A 17,104-nucleotide genomic window follows, 5' to 3' on the forward strand; every position below is an offset into this window, starting at 1 on the left:
AACAGACACTTGTCTTAACGCTCGATAGGTAGAGAGTGGTCAGCACCCCATTCGGTCCAAGAACCGTCGTACACCGACAGATTGTCTAGACCAATTTGATACGCCGCGAGTAATAAAATGCATGCGGTTACACCGGAACCGCAACTAAAAATAATCGAATTGTCACTATCTATCGTTAGTGCGCTAAATATCTGTTGCAACTCTGAGTTTGGTTTAATGTGACCGTTGGTCAAGAGTTCTTGAAACGGTAAGCAAACCGAATTTGGAATGTGACCACTACGTAGACCTTCTCGTGGCTCAGGCACTTCACCAAGGAATCGTGCTTTGGCTCTGGCATCGATGATGTTGGCACTTTTATTGGTTGAATGAGCAAGAACATCTTGTGCACTCAAAAAGGCATTTTGGTTGAGCTTACCCGCAAAGTTACCTCTTTCGCTTGGTTGCGATAGGGTACTTTCAACAGGGAATCCGGCTTCAATCCAAGCTGGAAGACCGCCATTTAAGACTCGAACATTATCATGTCCCATAGCTTTGAACATCCACCAAGCTCTTGGCGCGGCTAAAGTGCCAGAGTTGTCGTAAACCACAATCAAATCTTCGTTGTTCAAACCGAGTTGTAGCGCACTTTGGTTGAAGCCTTCTTCTGTTGGCATCATATGCGGCAGGGAAGAACCGGGTAAGCAAAAGTCATTGTCGTAATCAAAGCGTAAAGTATTTGGAATCCACTTATCTTGAATCTTTTTACCTTCAGAAGGGATTTGAAACGCAATACTAGCGTCGAGGAGCTTGACGTTAGGTTGGCCGAGAAGGCTATTGAGTTCATCAGTACTAATCAGTGCTTGCATTGTCTTTAGTTTGCTAGGTGGATAATCTTACTGTTTTACAACAAAAAAATCGCATGTTCAAAAGAACGATGCGATTTTTAAGTTAAAGATTGAAGATTTGTTCTGAAAGACAGCTTTCGATTTACCCAGTTACATGGTCCAAGTGTTGTCTCCAGAAGTAATCACTTTCTGAATTGGGTCACTACCGTCATAGAACCAAATTTCAACAAGTAGGCTACCTTGGCTATCAGAAACATTAAAGTCGACATTTGCTGTACCATTGTTGAGTGGAACCGATGCGACTTTGCTTGGGTATTTTGCATCGTAGTTACCTGAACTGTTCTCGACAAACTCTTTGTACACGCTTAGGTGTGCTCGTTGTGAAGAGAAACCACTGATGTCTACATTGAGCGTACCTTCCGTCACTGGGTTGTAGCTAAAGCCATCTGGTACTACTAGATCCTGCATGGTTGCATCTTCTACAGTTACGGTAGTCTCTTCTACGGTTGTTTCTTCCTGTTGGGTTGTGTCTTCCTCTGCAACGGTGGTTTGGGTTGGTGGAGGTGGTGTACTGTTACCACCTCCGCCGCCACCGCCGCCGCCACAAGCCGTTAGTGCTAATCCCATGATGATTGTGATAAGTGCTTTCATAATGTTATCTCCCTATGGAATGTAGCATTTGTTAGGTGTTGGAGCGGTGTGCCAATCTGTGCTTAGTTCGCCACCAGACTCAGCCCAAGTTTGGAAGTGAGGGTATGCATCGACCATGTCTACACGCTCTAGCGGCCAATCCCAATCTTCTACTATTAACAGTGCCCAAGGTAAGTTGTTTGCTGTTTTGAAGTACACACCTTGTGCAGGGTCACTTGCATCGACGCCGACACCGAAGAGGTTTTGGTCATCAAACTGTTCTGTTGGTGCTTGGTCTGCTAAGTGAACTTCCCACTTACGCCCTGGTTGGAAAGTAATACCATCGCCATGGTAAGTGCCCGGTGTTGCAAAGATGAACGGGTCGTATGGCATGGCTTGAATGGCTGAACGGTCAGATCCTTCAGTGAAGTACACATTCAAGGTAAAGGTGAGTGAGACGTTATCATCACAGCCAGACTCTGTGCGGAAGTAGCTACAGCTGCTCGCCGCGTGTGTGCTTAAGTCTTCACTGATGATGAAAATTGCTTCATCAGAAATACTTTCCAAGCCATTAGATGCTTGTTCTACACCATTGAAGGATAGTGTTGTTAATCCGTTTTCAATCGAGCTTCTCAATACACCCGGTAGTCGGATTGCGAAGCCATTTTTGTAACTTGCACCGTAAGCCGCTAGGTCGCCAGTAATTTGAATACTCTCAACATGACCCGCAAGACTGGTTTCGGTGATGCGGAATTTTACGACCACATCGTTCATGTCGTAGTCTGCGGTGTATGGCCAGTTATCTTCGTAAGCGACGGTGGCGTAATCTTCTGCACTCGGGAAATATTCCACTGAGTAACCATTACCAGTGATGGTAATTGGGTAATCTTCCACCTCACCAGATGTCGAACCACCATCGTAGTTTAATCCGGTTTGTTGGCTAAAGCGGAATCGGCTCCAGCTAGACCCTTCCGTTGCAGCGGTTGAAACTACAAACGGTAGGGGATTATTACCCGCAGACAGTAATTGGTCGGTAAAGACTTGCTCACCTTCATCATCAAAGTCACCATCGCGGTTCCAGTCAAACCATGCTGATAGGTAGCCAGAAGTAGAAGCTGTCACATTCACAATTGAGCTTAAGCCTGGATCAAGTGCGGATACAAAACCAACACCATCTTCATCGGCTGTGCCCACAGAGTTGTCGTTTGCTTGACCGTCGGCATCACCATCTGGAGCAACAGAGCCAAGCCAAGTTGCACCGTCCACTTCGTGACGAGGACCGTTTGACGCAAGTGTTGTGTGGTAGCTGTCTGGAGCATCACCGAAATCAATTGGCTCGTCTTCGTTAATCACCGGAGCATTTGCACAACGTGCACCGTCATTTTGGCTTGAGCTTGGACCGTTGGATACAAACTCAACCGCAGGAACGATACCTGCTGCGATATTGGCTGCGTTACCTTCCGAAAGGTCAACGCGATAGATTTTGCCATCTTGGTTACGTGACACGTAGTAGTTGCCGTTTACATCGAAGTAGCCAGCACCAAATGTGCCTTTCTCACCTGTGTCACCTATCGCAGTTGCGCTACCGTTTGATGGGTTGAACTGATATAGCACACCAGAGTTGTTGTCGATGCCGTAAAGGGAGCCATCACCTGGATGGAATGCAAAGTCGGTTAGGTTCACTGTCGCTGTTGAGCTAATTTTCACGATGCTCAATGTCGCATTTGGATCAGAATCGAGCGGAGAAAGGTCAATGGAGAAAAGTCCTTTGCCTTTGCGGTACAAGTAGTAGACGTGGTTGTAAACGTCACCTACGTAAAACGTGTGGTCGGTAGGAAGACCCGAAACATTAAGTGTCTCTGCTTGGAAGTCTTGACCAAGACGAACAATCTTTTTGTTTGTGGTGTCGTAGCCGTAGATATAACGGTCAGTGAAGTTAAAGCCTACACCGTTGATGCCCGAAGCCAAACCTGTGTCGTCCTCTAAAAGAGTCGTAGAGCCTGTAACCAAATTGACGCCATAGATTTGAACCGGGGTTGATTGGAATAGGTATGCTTGGCTTGGGCACGTATCAAATGGCGCCGCTTGTGCGTAAGCGCTCGCTATTAGAGACCCAAGTAGTAGTGATGTCCTTTTCATAATTCGCCCTCTCATTGGTTCGTGATATATGCAATGAAAGGAATGTGCCAACTTTTAAGTTGTTGAATTTTATAGAGCTAAGATTTGTAAGAAGAAGGGTTGTAAATCTGATTGTCAAAATGAGAAAAAGCCCAACATCGAGTTGGGCTTTTTGGGAATGATTAGAGGTATAGAACTAACTACAAACCGGACAGGAGGGCATTTTCATCAGATTCATTTCTCGCCAAGACATGCTGAGCGCATCCAAAATCAGAATTTTTCCTTTCTTTGGTTGGCCGTAATCAGCAATCACTTTAATCGCTTCCATCGCTTGCACTGCGCCAACAATACCCACAACAGGCGCCATTACTCCGGCTTCGACACAACTTAGCGCATCGCTGCCGAAGAGGGCACTTAAGCACTGGTAACATGGTTGCGCTGGATCATCGTAAGTAAACACACTCACTTGGCCTTCCATGCGAATGGCCGCGCCTGAAATCAGCGGTGTTTTGGTCGCAAAACATAGGCGGTTAAGTTGATTGCGCGTATCGACGTTATCTGATGCATCGACAACAATAGTGTGCTGTTCGATCAAGCTTTTTAGCTCTGTATCATCAAGACGCTTTGCGATGGTATCTACAATGATGTGCGGGTTAAGCTCGCGTAGTGCATCGGCCGCTGATTCTACCTTCTTACGACCAATATCCGCATCGTGATGCAGTACTTGGCGCTGAAGGTTAGACAACTCGACGATATCATCATCAATCAGCGTGATTTTACCGACACCAGCAGTCGCCAAATATTGGCTTGATGCGCAGCCTAAACCGCCAGCACCAAGCATCAATACCGATGCTTGTTTGAGTGCTTCTTGTCCTTCAAAGTCAAACTGACGAAGAATGATTTGGCGGTTGTAACGCAACATTTCCTGATCGGAAAGAATATCCACAACGTCTTCCTAGTAAAGGGTTGAGTTGAATAGTTGAGTCTGAACCGTTTCGCCCACTTCAACTCGGCCGCGTTCACGTTCCAATACAACAAAACAGTTCGCTAGGCTCATTGAGCGGAATGCACCAGAGCTTTGGTTACCGGTTGTTTCAACGACAAACTTGCCATCTTCCAATGTATAGATACCACGTTGGTAATCGGTACGACCTGGCGCTTTTTTAAAGGCGGTTTTGGTTGTTGCTGGAATAGATTCGGGTGCTTTCCATTCTGTATGGCCTGCAAGTTTTGCCAGCATTGGTTGAACAAGCACGTACATAGTAAGAACTGCAGAAACAGGGTTACCCGGCAGCCCACAGAACCAAGCTGTACTTAGCTTACCAAATGCGAAAGGTTTACCCGGCTTGATTGCTAACTTCCAGAAACCGATTTCACCAAGCTCTTCAAGAATGTCTTTGGTGTAATCCGCTTCGCCCACACTAACACCGCCTGAGGTCACAACCACATCTGCCAATGTTTGCGCTTGTTCAAAGGTTGCTTTCAGAGTCTCTGGGCAATCTGGAATGATGCCAAGATCAACGGCTTCACAACCGAAGTTCTCGATAAGTGGTTTAATACCGTAACGGTTGCTGTCGTAGATCTGACCTTCGTCTAGCGGTTCGCCCAGTGGTTTAAGTTCATCACCAGTAGAGAAGAAAGCAACTTTTGGCTTACGTACTACTGTCACATGGCTAACACCAAGCGACGCAATCATCGGAATATCGCGAGGTGTCAAACGTGCACCTTTTGCCAGTACGATGTCGCCTTGTTTGATGTCGTCACCTGTTGGGCGGATGTTGTTTTGTGGCTTCACGTCAGTTTGGTTGAACTGAATGCCAGCATCCGTCACTTCTGTGTTTTCTTGCATGATAACGGCATCACAACCATGTGGGATTTTTGCGCCAGTCATGATGCGAACACAGGTACCTTGAGGCCATTCACCTTCAAAAGGTTGTCCTGCAAATGATTTACCTGCCAGAGGCAAAACAGAAGACGACTCAAGATCTTGAATGCGAATAGCGTAGCCATCCATTGCTGAGTTATCGAATGGCGGTACGTGAATAGGAGACAAGATATCTTCTGCCAGTACAAAACCGAGTGCGTCAGCAAGTGGAAGAGAAAGCGTTGTTTGGATAGGTTTGATTCGCGATAGCATTTTGTCCATCGCTTCTTCAATTGGCATCAAGCCAGGTGCGTCGCAGCAGCCCATTGAGAAAATCCTGTGTTCTTTTGTTTTGTGGCAACTTTACCATAAAAAGGGGACCGAGTAAGAATGTCCACCTATAAAATATGGGTGTAATTATTCAAAAATCCGAGTATCCTTGTCAGCCATCCGAAAGGGGTAAAAAGCCCGCGGAGCTCAAGAAAATCAGCTCAGTACCTTCATCTGATGTGACTTAGTGTAAAGACACGAACTGAGCAACTCAAAGCGAAAAGTATGAATGCAATTTTGATTGGGTTTGTACGAAGGCTGAAGTAAAACAAAAGAGGAAGTGGAATGTCAGGTCTTAGCGAGTCAGCGAAGTTAGTAAAAGAAGCGCTAGAGCAACGCGGTTTGGAAACGCCAATGCGTCCAAACAACGTAAGTCGTGAAGAGAAGAAAGAGAAGATCGAACACCACATGCGTGAGATCTTAGGTCTGCTTCAACTTGACCTCACTGACGATAGCCTAGAAGAAACCCCTCACCGCATTGCTAAGATGTACGTTGACGAAATCTTCTCTGGTCTGGATTACTCCAACTTTCCTAAAATCACGGTGATTGAGAACAAGATGAACGTGAGCGAGATGGTTCGCGTGAAGGACATCACAGTGACCAGTACTTGTGAACACCACCTTGTGACCATCGATGGCAAGGCTGCTGTGGCTTACATTCCACGTGGCAAGATCATTGGCCTGTCAAAGATCAACCGTATCGTTCGCTTCTTTGCCCAGCGTCCACAAGTTCAAGAGCGTATGACTCAGCAAATTCTTGTTGCACTTCAAACGTTGCTTGAGTCCGATGATGTGGCAGTGACGATTGACGCAACACACTACTGCGTGAAATCTCGCGGTGTGATGGATGCAACCAGCGAAACCACGACAACAGCATTGGGCGGTATCTTCAAAAGCAACCCAGCAACGCGTGCCGAGTTTCTGCACGGTTTACGTTAGGTAACCAAGCACTATTCTAAGAGGATGGCAAACGCCATCCTTTTTTATGCTTGTTTAGAAAATGACTTCATGATTTCTGGCCAATACATTTTGACGTAACCTGCCGATACCCAAACAACCAATACAGTCGCGATACTGAGCTCTAGAAAACCAAAGTCGTGTAGCCAGTGCCAGTGAGGGTGCGATTCGGCGAAAAAAGAGGTCAAGCGATGCATTGCGATGGCGCTGATCACGGAAGGAAAGGTTACTGCCGCGATAGAAGGTTGAAACTTCAAGCGAAGTAAGCGGAAGTAACATAAGTAGATCAATAACGTCATAGTGATGGCGATCCCGGCCAATGCGCCTGTCAGTATCGGATCAGGTAAGGGAAAGTTCACCAAGTATGCTGCTAATGACAAGTTTACCGGCGCGGCCATAATCGCGAGGGTCGGTCTTGCTCGCCTTGGTAGAGAGCCGAAAAACACCAAACGATACAACACGAGTGGCAGCATGAAGAAATAAATGCCGATGCACATCATCGCTAACGTTTCGGAGAATAAGTTGTGACCTAGTTGAGAACCGGCTAGTGAACTACTGATCAGCCCCACCGGATAAAGAAACCAACTCGGTACGATATTGGACATTTTGAAGTTCATTAGCTGAAAGCTAAAAAACAGCACCATCATAGTAAAATGCAGCAAAAGCGCCATAAACCAAAGTGGATAAGCGATGATAGGCGCTACAGCGGCAAGATAATCTGCAAGGATCAGTAACGCCATACTCATTGGTGCCATTAAACTACCACTCAGCGGGTGACGAATGTCGACCATGAATAATCGTGGATTAGCGGCATATTTTATGAGTACAGGGGCGAGTAAAAGTGCGCCGAGTGACGCCAAAAATGGACGTATCGGTTCACCAATCTCAGGAACATAGAGTGCCCAAGCTTGCCCTAAACCTATCATACCTAGTGCCAACGCGGCTTGAGACGGCGGGACACTATAAAACTGCACAAGTCTTCTCCAGTTCAAATCTACTCCATTTGATTTTTGCCTGAATGAAACGAAACATGACGATTTGGATGAAATGCTCTATTTAAGTAGCAAATACTAACAAGTATGGAGAGGGGTTTCTCATGAAAGGTGGTGGGCAAATATCAGAGAATGATAATTTTGTGAGTTTGGTATCGAATATTTGGGAAAAGATGTAAAAATGCAGAGTTTATCGCTCCAAACCCTTCGATAGTCTGGAGCGAAGTGATAACAAAGAGGATGTTATGTTGATTGATTCTCCGGTAGATCCTGTTGGCGTAACTTTTCGTTTTTGATTGTGCGATGCAGCAACTGGCTGTAAATAGGTTGTCCACCCAACAATTGAGCAATAATCACAGCGCCCAAACAAGTAATGATCAATGGCAGGATTAAGTAGTAGTTATTCGTCATTTCAATCACTAACAGAATACCAGTAATCGGTGCACGTACCGTTGCAGCAAACAGGGCACCCATGCCCGCAATCGCAAATACACCAGGCTCGATATCAAGCGCAGGGAGCAAGACATCAGCACTTGCTCCGAACGCGTAGCCAAATAAGGTTCCCAGAGCAAGCATAGGTGCAAAGATGCCTCCCGGCGCACCAGAACCAAAACAGAGCAGGGTTGTAATTACACGACCAAAGAAAAGCAAAACTAAAATAGATACCGAGTAGTTACCGTTAGTAATGTCAGGAATAAGGCCGATACCACCACCAGTTAGTTGGGGTACGTACAAAAGAAGCAAGCCAAACACGCCTCCCAGTAACGAACCTACAATCAAGTAGCGCTTACGATCGTTTTTGTGAATTGCGACAAAACTGTCTTGTGCCACGGTAATCAGTTTATTGAAGAGCACGCCAAACACGCCAAACAATGCGCCAAGCAATAAAAACAGCCATAGGGTTTGAAGCTCTGGCGACTGGTATTGCGGCATAGTGATAACGGCGTCTTGCCCGTTGATGGCGCGAAACACTATGTTCGCCATAATGGCAGAAATGATCACTGCGCGAATTGAGATCAAAGAGTAGCGAAACTGAGGTCGCATTTCCTCCACAACGAACATAATGCCTGCGAGTGGGGCATTAAAAGCCGCAGCCAAACCGCCAGCAGCACCAGAAGCGAGCAGGGAGTGGCGGGTATCGTCATCCTTTACCCGGAATATATCGGTCACCATTCGACCTACAGCACCACCCATTTGAACGGTTGGGCCTTCACGACCCAGCACCATACCTGAGCCAAGTGCGCCCATGCCGCCGAAGAATTTTACTGGTAGAACTCGCCACCAGCGCACTGGACGAATATTATCCATTGCCCCTTCGATTTCAGGAATACCAGAACCTGCCGCTTCTGGCGCAAAGCGGTGCACAAGAAAATAGCCAATAAAAGCTAAAAGTGCGCTAATGAGAACCGCTGCCAGCCACAACGGTAGAACATTACCAATTTCGCTTCTTAACCATTCTGTTCGTGTTTCAGAAACGAAATGAACGGCAAGCTCGAAATACGTACCGACAAAACCAGCCAACGTACCCACAATGGCGGCCATAATGAGAACAGAAAATGATGTTGACCCTCGAGAGACAAACTGGTTAATCGCATCTTTCGGTACGTGCGCCAACACAGATTTCACAATTCTCTCGCGTTTGGTCATTAAAAAGCTCTCCTGTTGCTGGGGGGAAGGGACGAAAGAAAGTATACGCTTCGCAGAGTCTAGACCTAATCAATAAAGATGCAATTTAGCTTTTCACTATTGAGTGTTCGAAGTGTCGCGATATTATTCATTCACTCAGATTGTGCTATTGCTCTCATAATTTAGGATAAAAAACTTGTTTTTTGAGAAAAATGAACCATGCTTTAAATGTAAAGCAACATGACTGCTTCAGAAGGAGGGATGTGAGGTTTTATACACAATTTGGATGGATTCAAACCCTACGGTAAGTCCTCGTTTTATGTTCGGGATGCATCAATAGACATCGCCGATTCGCACACTCACGATTGAGTAACGAGGTAGAGGCGCACGCACATGTGCGCCTTCTTAATTTCTGCGTTATAACTTTCATCACCACCTGCCACTATTTTTCTCTTGAACATTTTCTTGCAGTTAGTAATGTCTTGGTTCGATGTGAACCAACTAGAGCAGTGCATGCGCTTTTATCTTCGACTCTTACTTTCTTTATGTTGTTGTTCGGTAACGTTTCCGGCACTTTCAACGCCGAGCTGGTGGCAAGACACGTTGTCAGCAATGCCATATTCCAATCTAAAAGAACGTATAGAAAAAAGTGGAAGCTGGTATGGTTGCGAAGTGCAGTTGCGAGACAACTCAACGTTTATCAGCGCATTTTGTTTGGATGATTTTTCGTACTACCAGCAGCACTTGTATGGTGAAGTGATTTTGAGAAGAGAAAGTGCTCAGTTCTCGTTTCTTACTGAATACGAGTGGCAGCGTCTGAATGACTTACTTCTCAACTTAAGAAAGGATGGGTTAGTTTTACGCAGAGTCACTATCGGAAAAGAACACTATGATGTCGTTGAAGCTCTGGAAAAGAAATCTTCCGAGCTTGTCGATAAAGAAGTTATTTTGTTGATGAACCGCTATCCACAAGAAACGATTCGAAGTTTGCTTTGGGTAAAACCGGACGAGTTTCTGACGCCATCACCGTCCTTAAATGTGCACTTGCGCAGTGATGGCGAAATTATCGAGGTCAAAGTGACTCGTTTTTAGATTCTTTATGGAGAGATAGGAAGGTCGCCATTGCTGATTCATCCAAAAAACCATCCGATTTTTTGTGAGCGCGCAGGTATTGATATCCTGCAATTAGCTTGCGGTGTAGCTCTTCTGCATCGTCTGACAACGGCTGATTCATAACGTGTTGAAAGGCAAGTTTGTACGCATCCATATCCACGACTTCAGCACGGCGATATAAATAACCACATCCCGTTGCTAACCATTCAAGAGAGCAATTGGCGCGCATTGCAATTTGATTTGCTTTAGTTAGGCTAGGTTCACTGCCTTTAAGGTATTTGCGTATTAAAGCTTCAGACACATCGACGCGTCGAGCGAACCCGCTGATGCTTTCTTCTCCGATCAGGGTGGCTAGGCGTTGGGCAAAAGACATATTTCGTACTCCAGTTCGAATTGCGAAAGTTTACCCGTTGAGCTGGTACGAAAACAAGACTACGATGAATGCAGATCAATTGAAGGAGAAAACCCATGGTTGCAAAAGTAGTAACTGCACCAAAAGGCCCAGAGTTCTCAGAGCTGGTTCAAGGATATTGGCGTGCAGTTGAGTGGGGAATGACGGCTCAAGAGCGTTTGTCATTTCTTAAGCAACACATTGAGTTAGGCATTACGACAGTCGATCACGCCGACATCTACGGTAATTACGAGTGTGAGGCGTTGTTTGGTGAAGCGTTAGCTTTAGACAAGAGTGTTCGTGAGCAAATTCAGATCGTGACGAAATGCGACATCAATTTGTGTGGCGATAAAACGCCAGAGCGTAAGATCAATCACTACGACACGAGCTCAGCACATATCTACCAATCGGTGAATAACTCGCTAGAACGTTTGAATGTGGATGAAATCGACGTACTTTTAATTCATCGTCCTGACGTGTTAATGGATGCGGACGAGGTTGCAGAAGCATTTTCTGAGCTTCACAAAGTCGGCAAAGTGAAGCACTTTGGCGTGTCTAACTTCACTCCACGCCAGTTTGAACTGCTGCAATCTCGCTTAGGTAAGCCGTTGGTTACTAACCAAGTGGAAATCAACCCACTTAACTTTGAGGTTGCTCACGATGGAACGCTTGACCAAATGCAAATGTTGCGTACGCGACCAATGGCTTGGTCTTGCCTCGGTGGAGGTTCAATTTTTAGTGGTGACAGTGAGCAAGCTGTTCGTGTCCGTAACGAATTAGAAGCAATTCGTGAAGAAGTGGGCGCAGCGAGCATTGACCAAGTAATTTATGCCTGGGTACGTCGTTTGCCATCTAACCCTATTCCAATCATTGGCTCTGGTAAAATCGAGCGTGTGCAAACTGCAGTTAATGCATTGAACATCGAACTTACTCGAGAGCAATGGTATCGCGTATGGGTGGCTTCTAAAGGTCATGGTGTGCCATAGAATTGATATCTTATCGATGAAATTGTTATTAAAGGCATCCTCTAGCAGGGTGCCTTTTTAGTTTTAGCGCGTTACTGTTTACCCATTATGGAAATGGAAAGAATGAAATTCGAGCAAAAATGGGCTTTGGATGTTAGCTGCAACTTTTTGCTTACTTTGGGTGGAGGAGTTTTACCCATGTTTGTTTTATGTCACTAAACAGCGAATGTGATGCTTGCTTTTTAGTCATTTTGTTCACTCATTCATTCATATTGCGTATGCTTATTGAATAATAAAGAAATAAAAAACTCGTCAGTTTTCTCGTATTACATGCTGTAACAATCTGTTAGACTCCGGCGCAGATTGTGGAATATAAAAAGGTGATTGAATGTCTTTTCCCGTACTCATCTGTGATGATTCAGCGTTAGCACGCAAACAGATGGCGAGATCACTACCAGCCACATTGAATGCCGATATTACGTTTGCTATCCACGGAAAAAACGCGCTAGAAGAACTCGAAAAAAACGAGTTTAAATTGATGTTTCTTGATTTGACCATGCCAGAAATGGATGGCTTTGAAACACTAGAGCACATGCAACGGTTGGGGGATAAAACTCCGGTGGTTGTGGTGTCGGGGGATATCCAACCTAAAGCGAAAGAGCGCGTGTTCGCACTGGGTGCAAAAGCGTTTATTCAAAAACCGATCGCCAAAGATGAACTCAAGAAGGCGCTTAAAGAGTTGGTCGAGCCAGAACCTCGTCCTCAAATTATCACGCCTGTCTCTATTGAGTTACCGATTTTACGTCGTCGCGATATTTACATGGAAGTGGCTAACGTTTCAATTGGTCGAGCAGCCGATGCGTTGGCGCGTCACTTTGACGTGTTTGTGCAACTACCTCTGCCGAACGTCAATATCTTTGAAGTGAGCGAACTTCACATGGCGCTACGCGACTTGGCGTCGCATGACAACGTATCGGGCGTTTGTCAGGGATTTTGTGGCGAAGGTATTGCTGGCGAAGCGCTAGTGATTTTGAGTGATTCAAGCGTATCTGATCTCAAAAAGTTGATGAAAGTACCAGCAGACAGCGAAGAGCTAGAAGAGCTTGAGCTGCTAATGGATATTTCTAATATTTTGGTGGGGTCGTTCTTAAATGGTTTAGGCGAGCAGTCTGAAGTCCGATTCTTCCAAAGTCCACCAGTACTCCTTGGTCAGCATATCTCAATTGACTCGATCATTGAATCTACAACTGGAGCATTCAGCCGCACGATGACATTCGAAGTGAGCTACAACATTGAAGGAACGTCGATTCGTTGTGACTTGTTGTTTATGTTTGTGGATGAATCCTTGCCGCTGCTTGATAACAAACTGTCTTATCTAATGGAGGAGTTCTAATGTTGAATATGCCAGCAGAGTTTGAACAATTCCATTGGATGGTGGATATGGTACAAAACGTCGACATGGGCTTAGTGGTCATTGATCGAGATTACAATGTACAGGTCTGGAATGGGTTTATGACTCATCACAGTGGTTTGCAGTCTCATGATGCGATAGGTCGTTCTATATTTGATATCTTCCCTGAAATCCCACAGGAGTGGTTTAAATTAAAAACAAAACCAGTGTATGACCTAGGCTGTCGCAGCTTCATCACATGGCGACAACGACCTTACTTATTTTGCTGTCGCAATGTTCGACCAGTCACGCAGCAAGCGGAGTTTATGTACCAGAATGTTACGTTGAACCCAATGCGCACACCGACTGGAAAAATCAACTCGTTGTTTTTGTCTATACAAGACGCGACGGCTGAAGCTCTGATGTCTCAGAATCAATAGCGATAAAAAACTTTCTCAAAAGCCAAGGTCCGCCTTGGCTTTTTTGTATACTTATAATTGTGTTTCCCAATGCGTAGAACGTGAATATGGACTTTAATCTCGCCCTAAAACTCTACACCGCTGAGCAAGTAAAAAACGGTGAAACGCTGGCTGCGCAAATGGCTGGTGTTTCTATGTATAGCTTAATGCAACGCGCGGGTATGGCCGTGTATGAGCGCTTTTTACATCTGTATCCTAAATCAAAAAATATCTTAGTGATTTGCGGTAAAGGGAATAACGGTGGCGATGGTTACGTATTTGCATCTCTTGCGAAACAAGCTCAACTCAATGTACATGTTTTCCAAATTGGTGATGTATCTGTGCTAAAAGGTGATGCTTTGCGCGCATACCAAGACTGGCAGTCAATCGACGGTGTTAACAATGATTGGGATGAATGGAATACCGCATTGCTAGAAGCAGATGTGATCATCGATGCCATGTTAGGCACTGGTTTAAGCGGTGAGGTTCGTTCGGAGTATCGTCGCTATATTGACCAAATTAATCAAATTCATACCCCTGTGATTGCAGTCGACGTTCCTTCTGGTCTGTGTGCTAATACAGGTGCAGTTTTAGGTGATGCTATTCGTGCCGAGCATACTGTAACCTTCATTGGGGTTAAGCAAGGCTTATGCACTGGACAAGCGAGAGATCGAGTTGGCGAGCTCTACTTTTGTGGTTTAGGCGTCAATACTAAGTTTGATACTATCGAAGTAGAAAGTGCATTAGGTATTGATCATCAGGTTGTTTCAAGATTAATGCCCAAGCCAAATCCAACGGTCCATAAAGGTGACAACGGGAAGTTGCTTTGTGTTGGTGGCAATCAAGGGATGTCTGGAGCGATTCGTTTATGTTCCTCCGCTGCGATTAGAGCCGGAGCGGGTTTAACTGCCGCAATTACTCACACGAGTAGCCTTATTCCACTGCAGGTTGGTTGCCCAGAAGTAATGAGCCAGAGCATCACCGCTGACTTACTCAGGGATACTGAGAACGACTTAACTAAACGCATTCGCTGGGCTGACGTATTAGTGTTTGGTCCTGGCTTTGGAGATGATGAGTGGGCTTATCAAGCCTATCAATATCTGGCTCAAGAGCAGAAACCTAAAGTTGTTGATGCTGATGGCCTCAATATTCTAGCGATGCTGAGCCAGCGATGCGATGGCACTCTAGTGTGCGACAACCATCGAGTGATCACGCCGCATCCTGGAGAGGCAGCTCGACTACTAAATGTAACCATTCAACAAATAGAAAGTGACCGATACTCTGCTGCAAGACAACTGCAAGAGCGTTATGGCGGTGTAGTGGTTTTAAAAGGCGCGGGGACGCTTATTTACGATGGAACGAGAATGTACGTCTGTCTAGCGGGTAACGCCGGAATGGCGACGGGGGGAATGGGAGATGTGTTATCTGGAGTCATTGGTGCATTACTAGCCAAAGGTTTACCAATTTCTGTTGCCGCACGTTTAGGTGTGGTTCTTCACAGTCATGCTGCTGATATAAACGTGAGTCAGAATGGTCAAATTGGTCTTTTGGCAAGTGATGTCGTTAGCACTCTTCGTACCGCTATCACCCAAGAGCTCTATCGAAATTAATTAGATTTCATGCATTGCTGAGAAAATTGGTCGATTTTTTTGAGTACTTTTTTACGAATTAGCAGGGCATCTTAGTATTAGGTGATTGAGTTTTAGGCAGATTTGAGAGGTGATGCGTTTTAATTTTTAAGATATGACGCAAAGGTTTGCGCAATGGGTTAACTTAAGTGCTTTCTCAAGTTGTTGATAGTTATAAATAATAAGAGGTTTTGGTGACTTGGGGAGCGTTTTTGATATGCGATTTTCAAGATGGTATCACAAAAAAAATTCAAATATCAGACTTGTAGGAAATAAATCACAGCCTATAATGCTGAAAACCGGAGCGTCTGCCAACGCTCCGGTTTTTTTGTGTCCGAAGAACAGTGAACTCGTCTGCCAACGAAATCACTACGCACTCTGAAATGACACATATACATATGAATCAAGGAATTACACAATGCGTATCGAACAAGAACTTAAGTTAGGTTTTAAAGATGTACTGTTTCGCCCGAAACGTTCTACCCTTAAGAGCCGTTCTCAAGTAAATTTAACCCGCGATTTTACATTCAAGCATAGTGGTCGTCAATGGTCTGGTGTGCCAGTAATCGCAGCAAACATGGATTCGGTTGGTAGCTTTGCAATGGCTAAAGCGCTGGCTGAGCATGGTGTAATGACTGCTGTTCACAAACATTACACGGTAGAAGATTGGGCTGAGTTTGCTAAATCAGCAGATAAAGTAACCATGAATAACGTTATGGTGTCTACGGGAACATCTGACGCAGACTTCCAAAAAACCAAAGACATCATGGCACTTTCAGATGAATTTATTTTCATTTGTATCGACATTGCAAATGGTTACTCAGAGCATTTGGTCGAGTATGTTGAACGCGTGCGAGCAGAGTTCCCAGACAAGGTCATTTCTGCAGGCAACGTGGTTACTGGTGATATGTGTGAAGAGCTAATCCTAGCTGGTGCAGACATCGTTAAAGTGGGTATCGGCCCAGGCTCTGTATGTACAACTCGTGTAAAAACGGGTGTTGGTTACCCGCAGCTTTCTGCAATCATCGAGTGTGGTGATGCAGCGCACGGCCTTGGTGGCATGATCGTCGGTGACGGTGGCTGTTCTTGTGCGGGTGACGTAGCGAAAGCATTCGGTGGTGGCGCGGATTTCGTAATGCTAGGTGGGATGCTAGCGGGTCACGAAGAGTCAGGCGGCGAAGTGATCGAGAAAGACGGCGAGAAGTTCATGAAATTCTATGGCATGTCGTCGAAGAGCGCGATGGAGAAGCACTCAGGTGGTGTCGCTGGCTACCGTGCGGCCGAAGGTAAAACCGTATTATTGCCATACCGTGGTAGCGTTCACGGCACTATTCAAGACATCCTTGGCGGCGTTCGCTCAACATGTACATACGTGGGTGCAGCAAAGCTTAAAGAGCTAACCAAGCGTACTACATTCATCCGCGTTCAAGAACAAGAGAACAACGTGTTCGGTAAAGAGTAAATCGACTGAATGTAACAAGTGTAAAAGCAACCATAATTTGATATTGCCTCTTCGTAAGTCTATTGCTTTTTAAGTTTATGACATTTTTGAAGGGGCTATTTTATATCTGCTTTAGGATGAAATACCTAGCTAAGTGAGTTTGTTTAACATTTCTATCATGGCGTAGGTTTTTCCAACTTGAGCATTGTAATTTCTCAAACTTAACTAAGCGGCAATGAAAATACATGCTTAACCATAGGAGCCATCGTAATCGCTAAGTCATTAAATAGGCGAGGTCTTCTAGGTTGGTTCCCTTGCTTGATTTGCTTCCATAGCTGAACAGTCTCTTAATTAAAAATGTCCGTTAACAGCGGGTG

General features: G+C 45.3%; 15 protein-coding genes. 7 read left to right on the forward strand and 8 right to left on the reverse strand.

All coding sequences use genetic code 11. From position 1 onward, the window contains the following. Positions 1–14 precede the first annotated feature (14 nt). From R7Q39_RS14535 to moeA, 5 genes are all read right to left on the reverse strand, one after another. The gene (locus R7Q39_RS14535) at positions 15–845 is read right to left on the reverse strand and encodes a sulfurtransferase (protein WP_053304520.1); all 831 of its coding nucleotides are present in this window, start codon (positions 843–845) and stop codon (positions 15–17) included. Between the two features lie 129 nt (positions 846–974). Continuing rightward, complete coding sequence (locus R7Q39_RS14540) at positions 975–1,475, reverse strand: hypothetical protein (RefSeq protein ID WP_053307245.1); 501 nt, start codon at positions 1,473–1,475, stop codon at positions 975–977. 12 nt (positions 1,476–1,487) lie between these two features. Beyond that, positions 1,488–3,593, reverse strand: coding sequence for an LruC domain-containing protein (locus R7Q39_RS14545; protein WP_318076400.1), 2,106 nt, complete (start codon positions 3,591–3,593; stop codon positions 1,488–1,490). 175 nt (positions 3,594–3,768) lie between these two features. Continuing rightward, a complete protein-coding gene (gene moeB, locus R7Q39_RS14550) occupies positions 3,769–4,518 on the reverse strand; it encodes a molybdopterin-synthase adenylyltransferase MoeB (RefSeq protein WP_005387678.1) in 750 nt (249 codons plus the stop codon). A gap of 9 nt (positions 4,519–4,527) precedes the next feature. Further along, positions 4,528–5,763 carry a molybdopterin molybdotransferase MoeA gene (gene moeA / locus R7Q39_RS14555; protein ID WP_318076401.1) on the reverse strand — a complete coding sequence of 412 codons (1,236 nt, stop codon included), beginning with the start codon at positions 5,761–5,763 and terminating at the stop codon, positions 4,528–4,530. A gap of 288 nt (positions 5,764–6,051) precedes the next feature. Between moeA and folE the strand changes: the two genes are divergently transcribed. Next, positions 6,052–6,705: a GTP cyclohydrolase I FolE gene (folE, locus tag R7Q39_RS14560; protein ID WP_005373478.1), complete on the forward strand. Its 654-nt coding sequence runs from the start codon at positions 6,052–6,054 to the stop codon at positions 6,703–6,705. A gap of 44 nt (positions 6,706–6,749) precedes the next feature. Here the strand turns inward: folE and R7Q39_RS14565 are convergent, their stop codons facing one another. Both R7Q39_RS14565 and clcA read right to left on the reverse strand, forming a co-directional pair. Then, positions 6,750–7,697 carry a TDT family transporter gene (locus tag R7Q39_RS14565; RefSeq protein ID WP_005373475.1) on the reverse strand — a complete coding sequence of 316 codons (948 nt, stop codon included), beginning with the start codon at positions 7,695–7,697 and terminating at the stop codon, positions 6,750–6,752. A 261-nt stretch (positions 7,698–7,958) separates the two neighbouring features. After that, positions 7,959–9,362 (reverse strand): H(+)/Cl(-) exchange transporter ClcA, encoded by a 1,404-nt coding sequence (gene clcA, locus R7Q39_RS14570; protein ID WP_318076402.1) that lies wholly within the window; start codon positions 9,360–9,362, stop codon positions 7,959–7,961. Between the two features lie 456 nt (positions 9,363–9,818). Between clcA and R7Q39_RS14575 the strand changes: the two genes are divergently transcribed. Further along, complete coding sequence (locus R7Q39_RS14575) at positions 9,819–10,433, forward strand: hypothetical protein (protein WP_318076403.1); 615 nt, start codon at positions 9,819–9,821, stop codon at positions 10,431–10,433. Here the strand turns inward: R7Q39_RS14575 and R7Q39_RS14580 are convergent. Then, complete coding sequence (locus R7Q39_RS14580) at positions 10,414–10,827, reverse strand: helix-turn-helix domain-containing protein (RefSeq protein WP_005387686.1); 414 nt, start codon at positions 10,825–10,827, stop codon at positions 10,414–10,416. The genes R7Q39_RS14575 and R7Q39_RS14580 overlap by 20 nt on opposite strands. A 95-nt stretch (positions 10,828–10,922) precedes the next feature. On the opposite strand from R7Q39_RS14580, the gene R7Q39_RS14585 reads away from it, so the two are divergent. From R7Q39_RS14585 to R7Q39_RS14605, 5 genes are all read left to right on the forward strand, one after another. After that, complete coding sequence (locus R7Q39_RS14585; RefSeq protein ID WP_005387688.1) at positions 10,923–11,831, forward strand: aldo/keto reductase; 909 nt, start codon at positions 10,923–10,925, stop codon at positions 11,829–11,831. Positions 11,832–12,198: 367 nt separating this feature from the next. Continuing rightward, entirely contained in the window at positions 12,199–13,203 is a 1,005-nt protein-coding gene (locus R7Q39_RS14590) for a response regulator (protein ID WP_005373466.1), read from the forward strand. After that, a complete protein-coding gene (locus R7Q39_RS14595) occupies positions 13,203–13,640 on the forward strand; it encodes a PAS domain-containing protein (protein WP_005373463.1) in 438 nt (145 codons plus the stop codon). The genes R7Q39_RS14590 and R7Q39_RS14595 overlap by 1 nt, the downstream gene beginning before the upstream one ends. 86 nt (positions 13,641–13,726) lie before the next feature. Continuing rightward, a complete protein-coding gene (locus tag R7Q39_RS14600; RefSeq protein ID WP_005387691.1) occupies positions 13,727–15,268 on the forward strand; it encodes a bifunctional ADP-dependent NAD(P)H-hydrate dehydratase/NAD(P)H-hydrate epimerase in 1,542 nt (513 codons plus the stop codon). Positions 15,269–15,704: 436 nt separating this feature from the next. After that, entirely contained in the window at positions 15,705–16,748 is a 1,044-nt protein-coding gene (locus tag R7Q39_RS14605) for a GMP reductase (protein ID WP_318076404.1), read from the forward strand. The last annotated feature ends 356 nt before the right edge of the window (positions 16,749–17,104 follow it).

Origin of the sequence: Vibrio sp. 947 (genome assembly GCF_033339115.1) — a bacterium.
Taxonomy (GTDB): domain Bacteria; phylum Pseudomonadota; class Gammaproteobacteria; order Enterobacterales; family Vibrionaceae; genus Vibrio; species Vibrio alginolyticus.

Bases quoted from the DNA above. Each gene is read 5' to 3' on its own strand.
- R7Q39_RS14540 (WP_053307245.1), bottom strand. From the start codon at position 1,475: ATGAAAGCACTTATCACAATCATCATGGGATTAGCACTAACGGCTTGT.
- moeA (WP_318076401.1), bottom strand. From the start codon at position 5,763: ATGGGCTGCTGCGACGCACCTGGCTTGATGCCAATTGAAGAAGCGATG.
- R7Q39_RS14545 (WP_318076400.1), bottom strand. From the start codon at position 3,593: ATGAAAAGGACATCACTACTACTTGGGTCTCTAATAGCGAGCGCTTAC.
- R7Q39_RS14605 (WP_318076404.1), top strand. From the start codon at position 15,705: ATGCGTATCGAACAAGAACTTAAGTTAGGTTTTAAAGATGTACTGTTT.
- folE (WP_005373478.1), top strand. From the start codon at position 6,052: ATGTCAGGTCTTAGCGAGTCAGCGAAGTTAGTAAAAGAAGCGCTAGAG.
- R7Q39_RS14590 (WP_005373466.1), top strand. From the start codon at position 12,199: ATGTCTTTTCCCGTACTCATCTGTGATGATTCAGCGTTAGCACGCAAA.
- R7Q39_RS14595 (WP_005373463.1), top strand. From the start codon at position 13,203: ATGTTGAATATGCCAGCAGAGTTTGAACAATTCCATTGGATGGTGGAT.
- clcA (WP_318076402.1), bottom strand. From the start codon at position 9,362: ATGACCAAACGCGAGAGAATTGTGAAATCTGTGTTGGCGCACGTACCG.
- R7Q39_RS14600 (WP_005387691.1), top strand. From the start codon at position 13,727: ATGGACTTTAATCTCGCCCTAAAACTCTACACCGCTGAGCAAGTAAAA.
- R7Q39_RS14585 (WP_005387688.1), top strand. From the start codon at position 10,923: ATGGTTGCAAAAGTAGTAACTGCACCAAAAGGCCCAGAGTTCTCAGAG.
- R7Q39_RS14575 (WP_318076403.1), top strand. From the start codon at position 9,819: ATGTCTTGGTTCGATGTGAACCAACTAGAGCAGTGCATGCGCTTTTAT.
- R7Q39_RS14580 (WP_005387686.1), bottom strand. From the start codon at position 10,827: ATGTCTTTTGCCCAACGCCTAGCCACCCTGATCGGAGAAGAAAGCATC.
- R7Q39_RS14535 (WP_053304520.1), bottom strand. From the start codon at position 845: ATGCAAGCACTGATTAGTACTGATGAACTCAATAGCCTTCTCGGCCAA.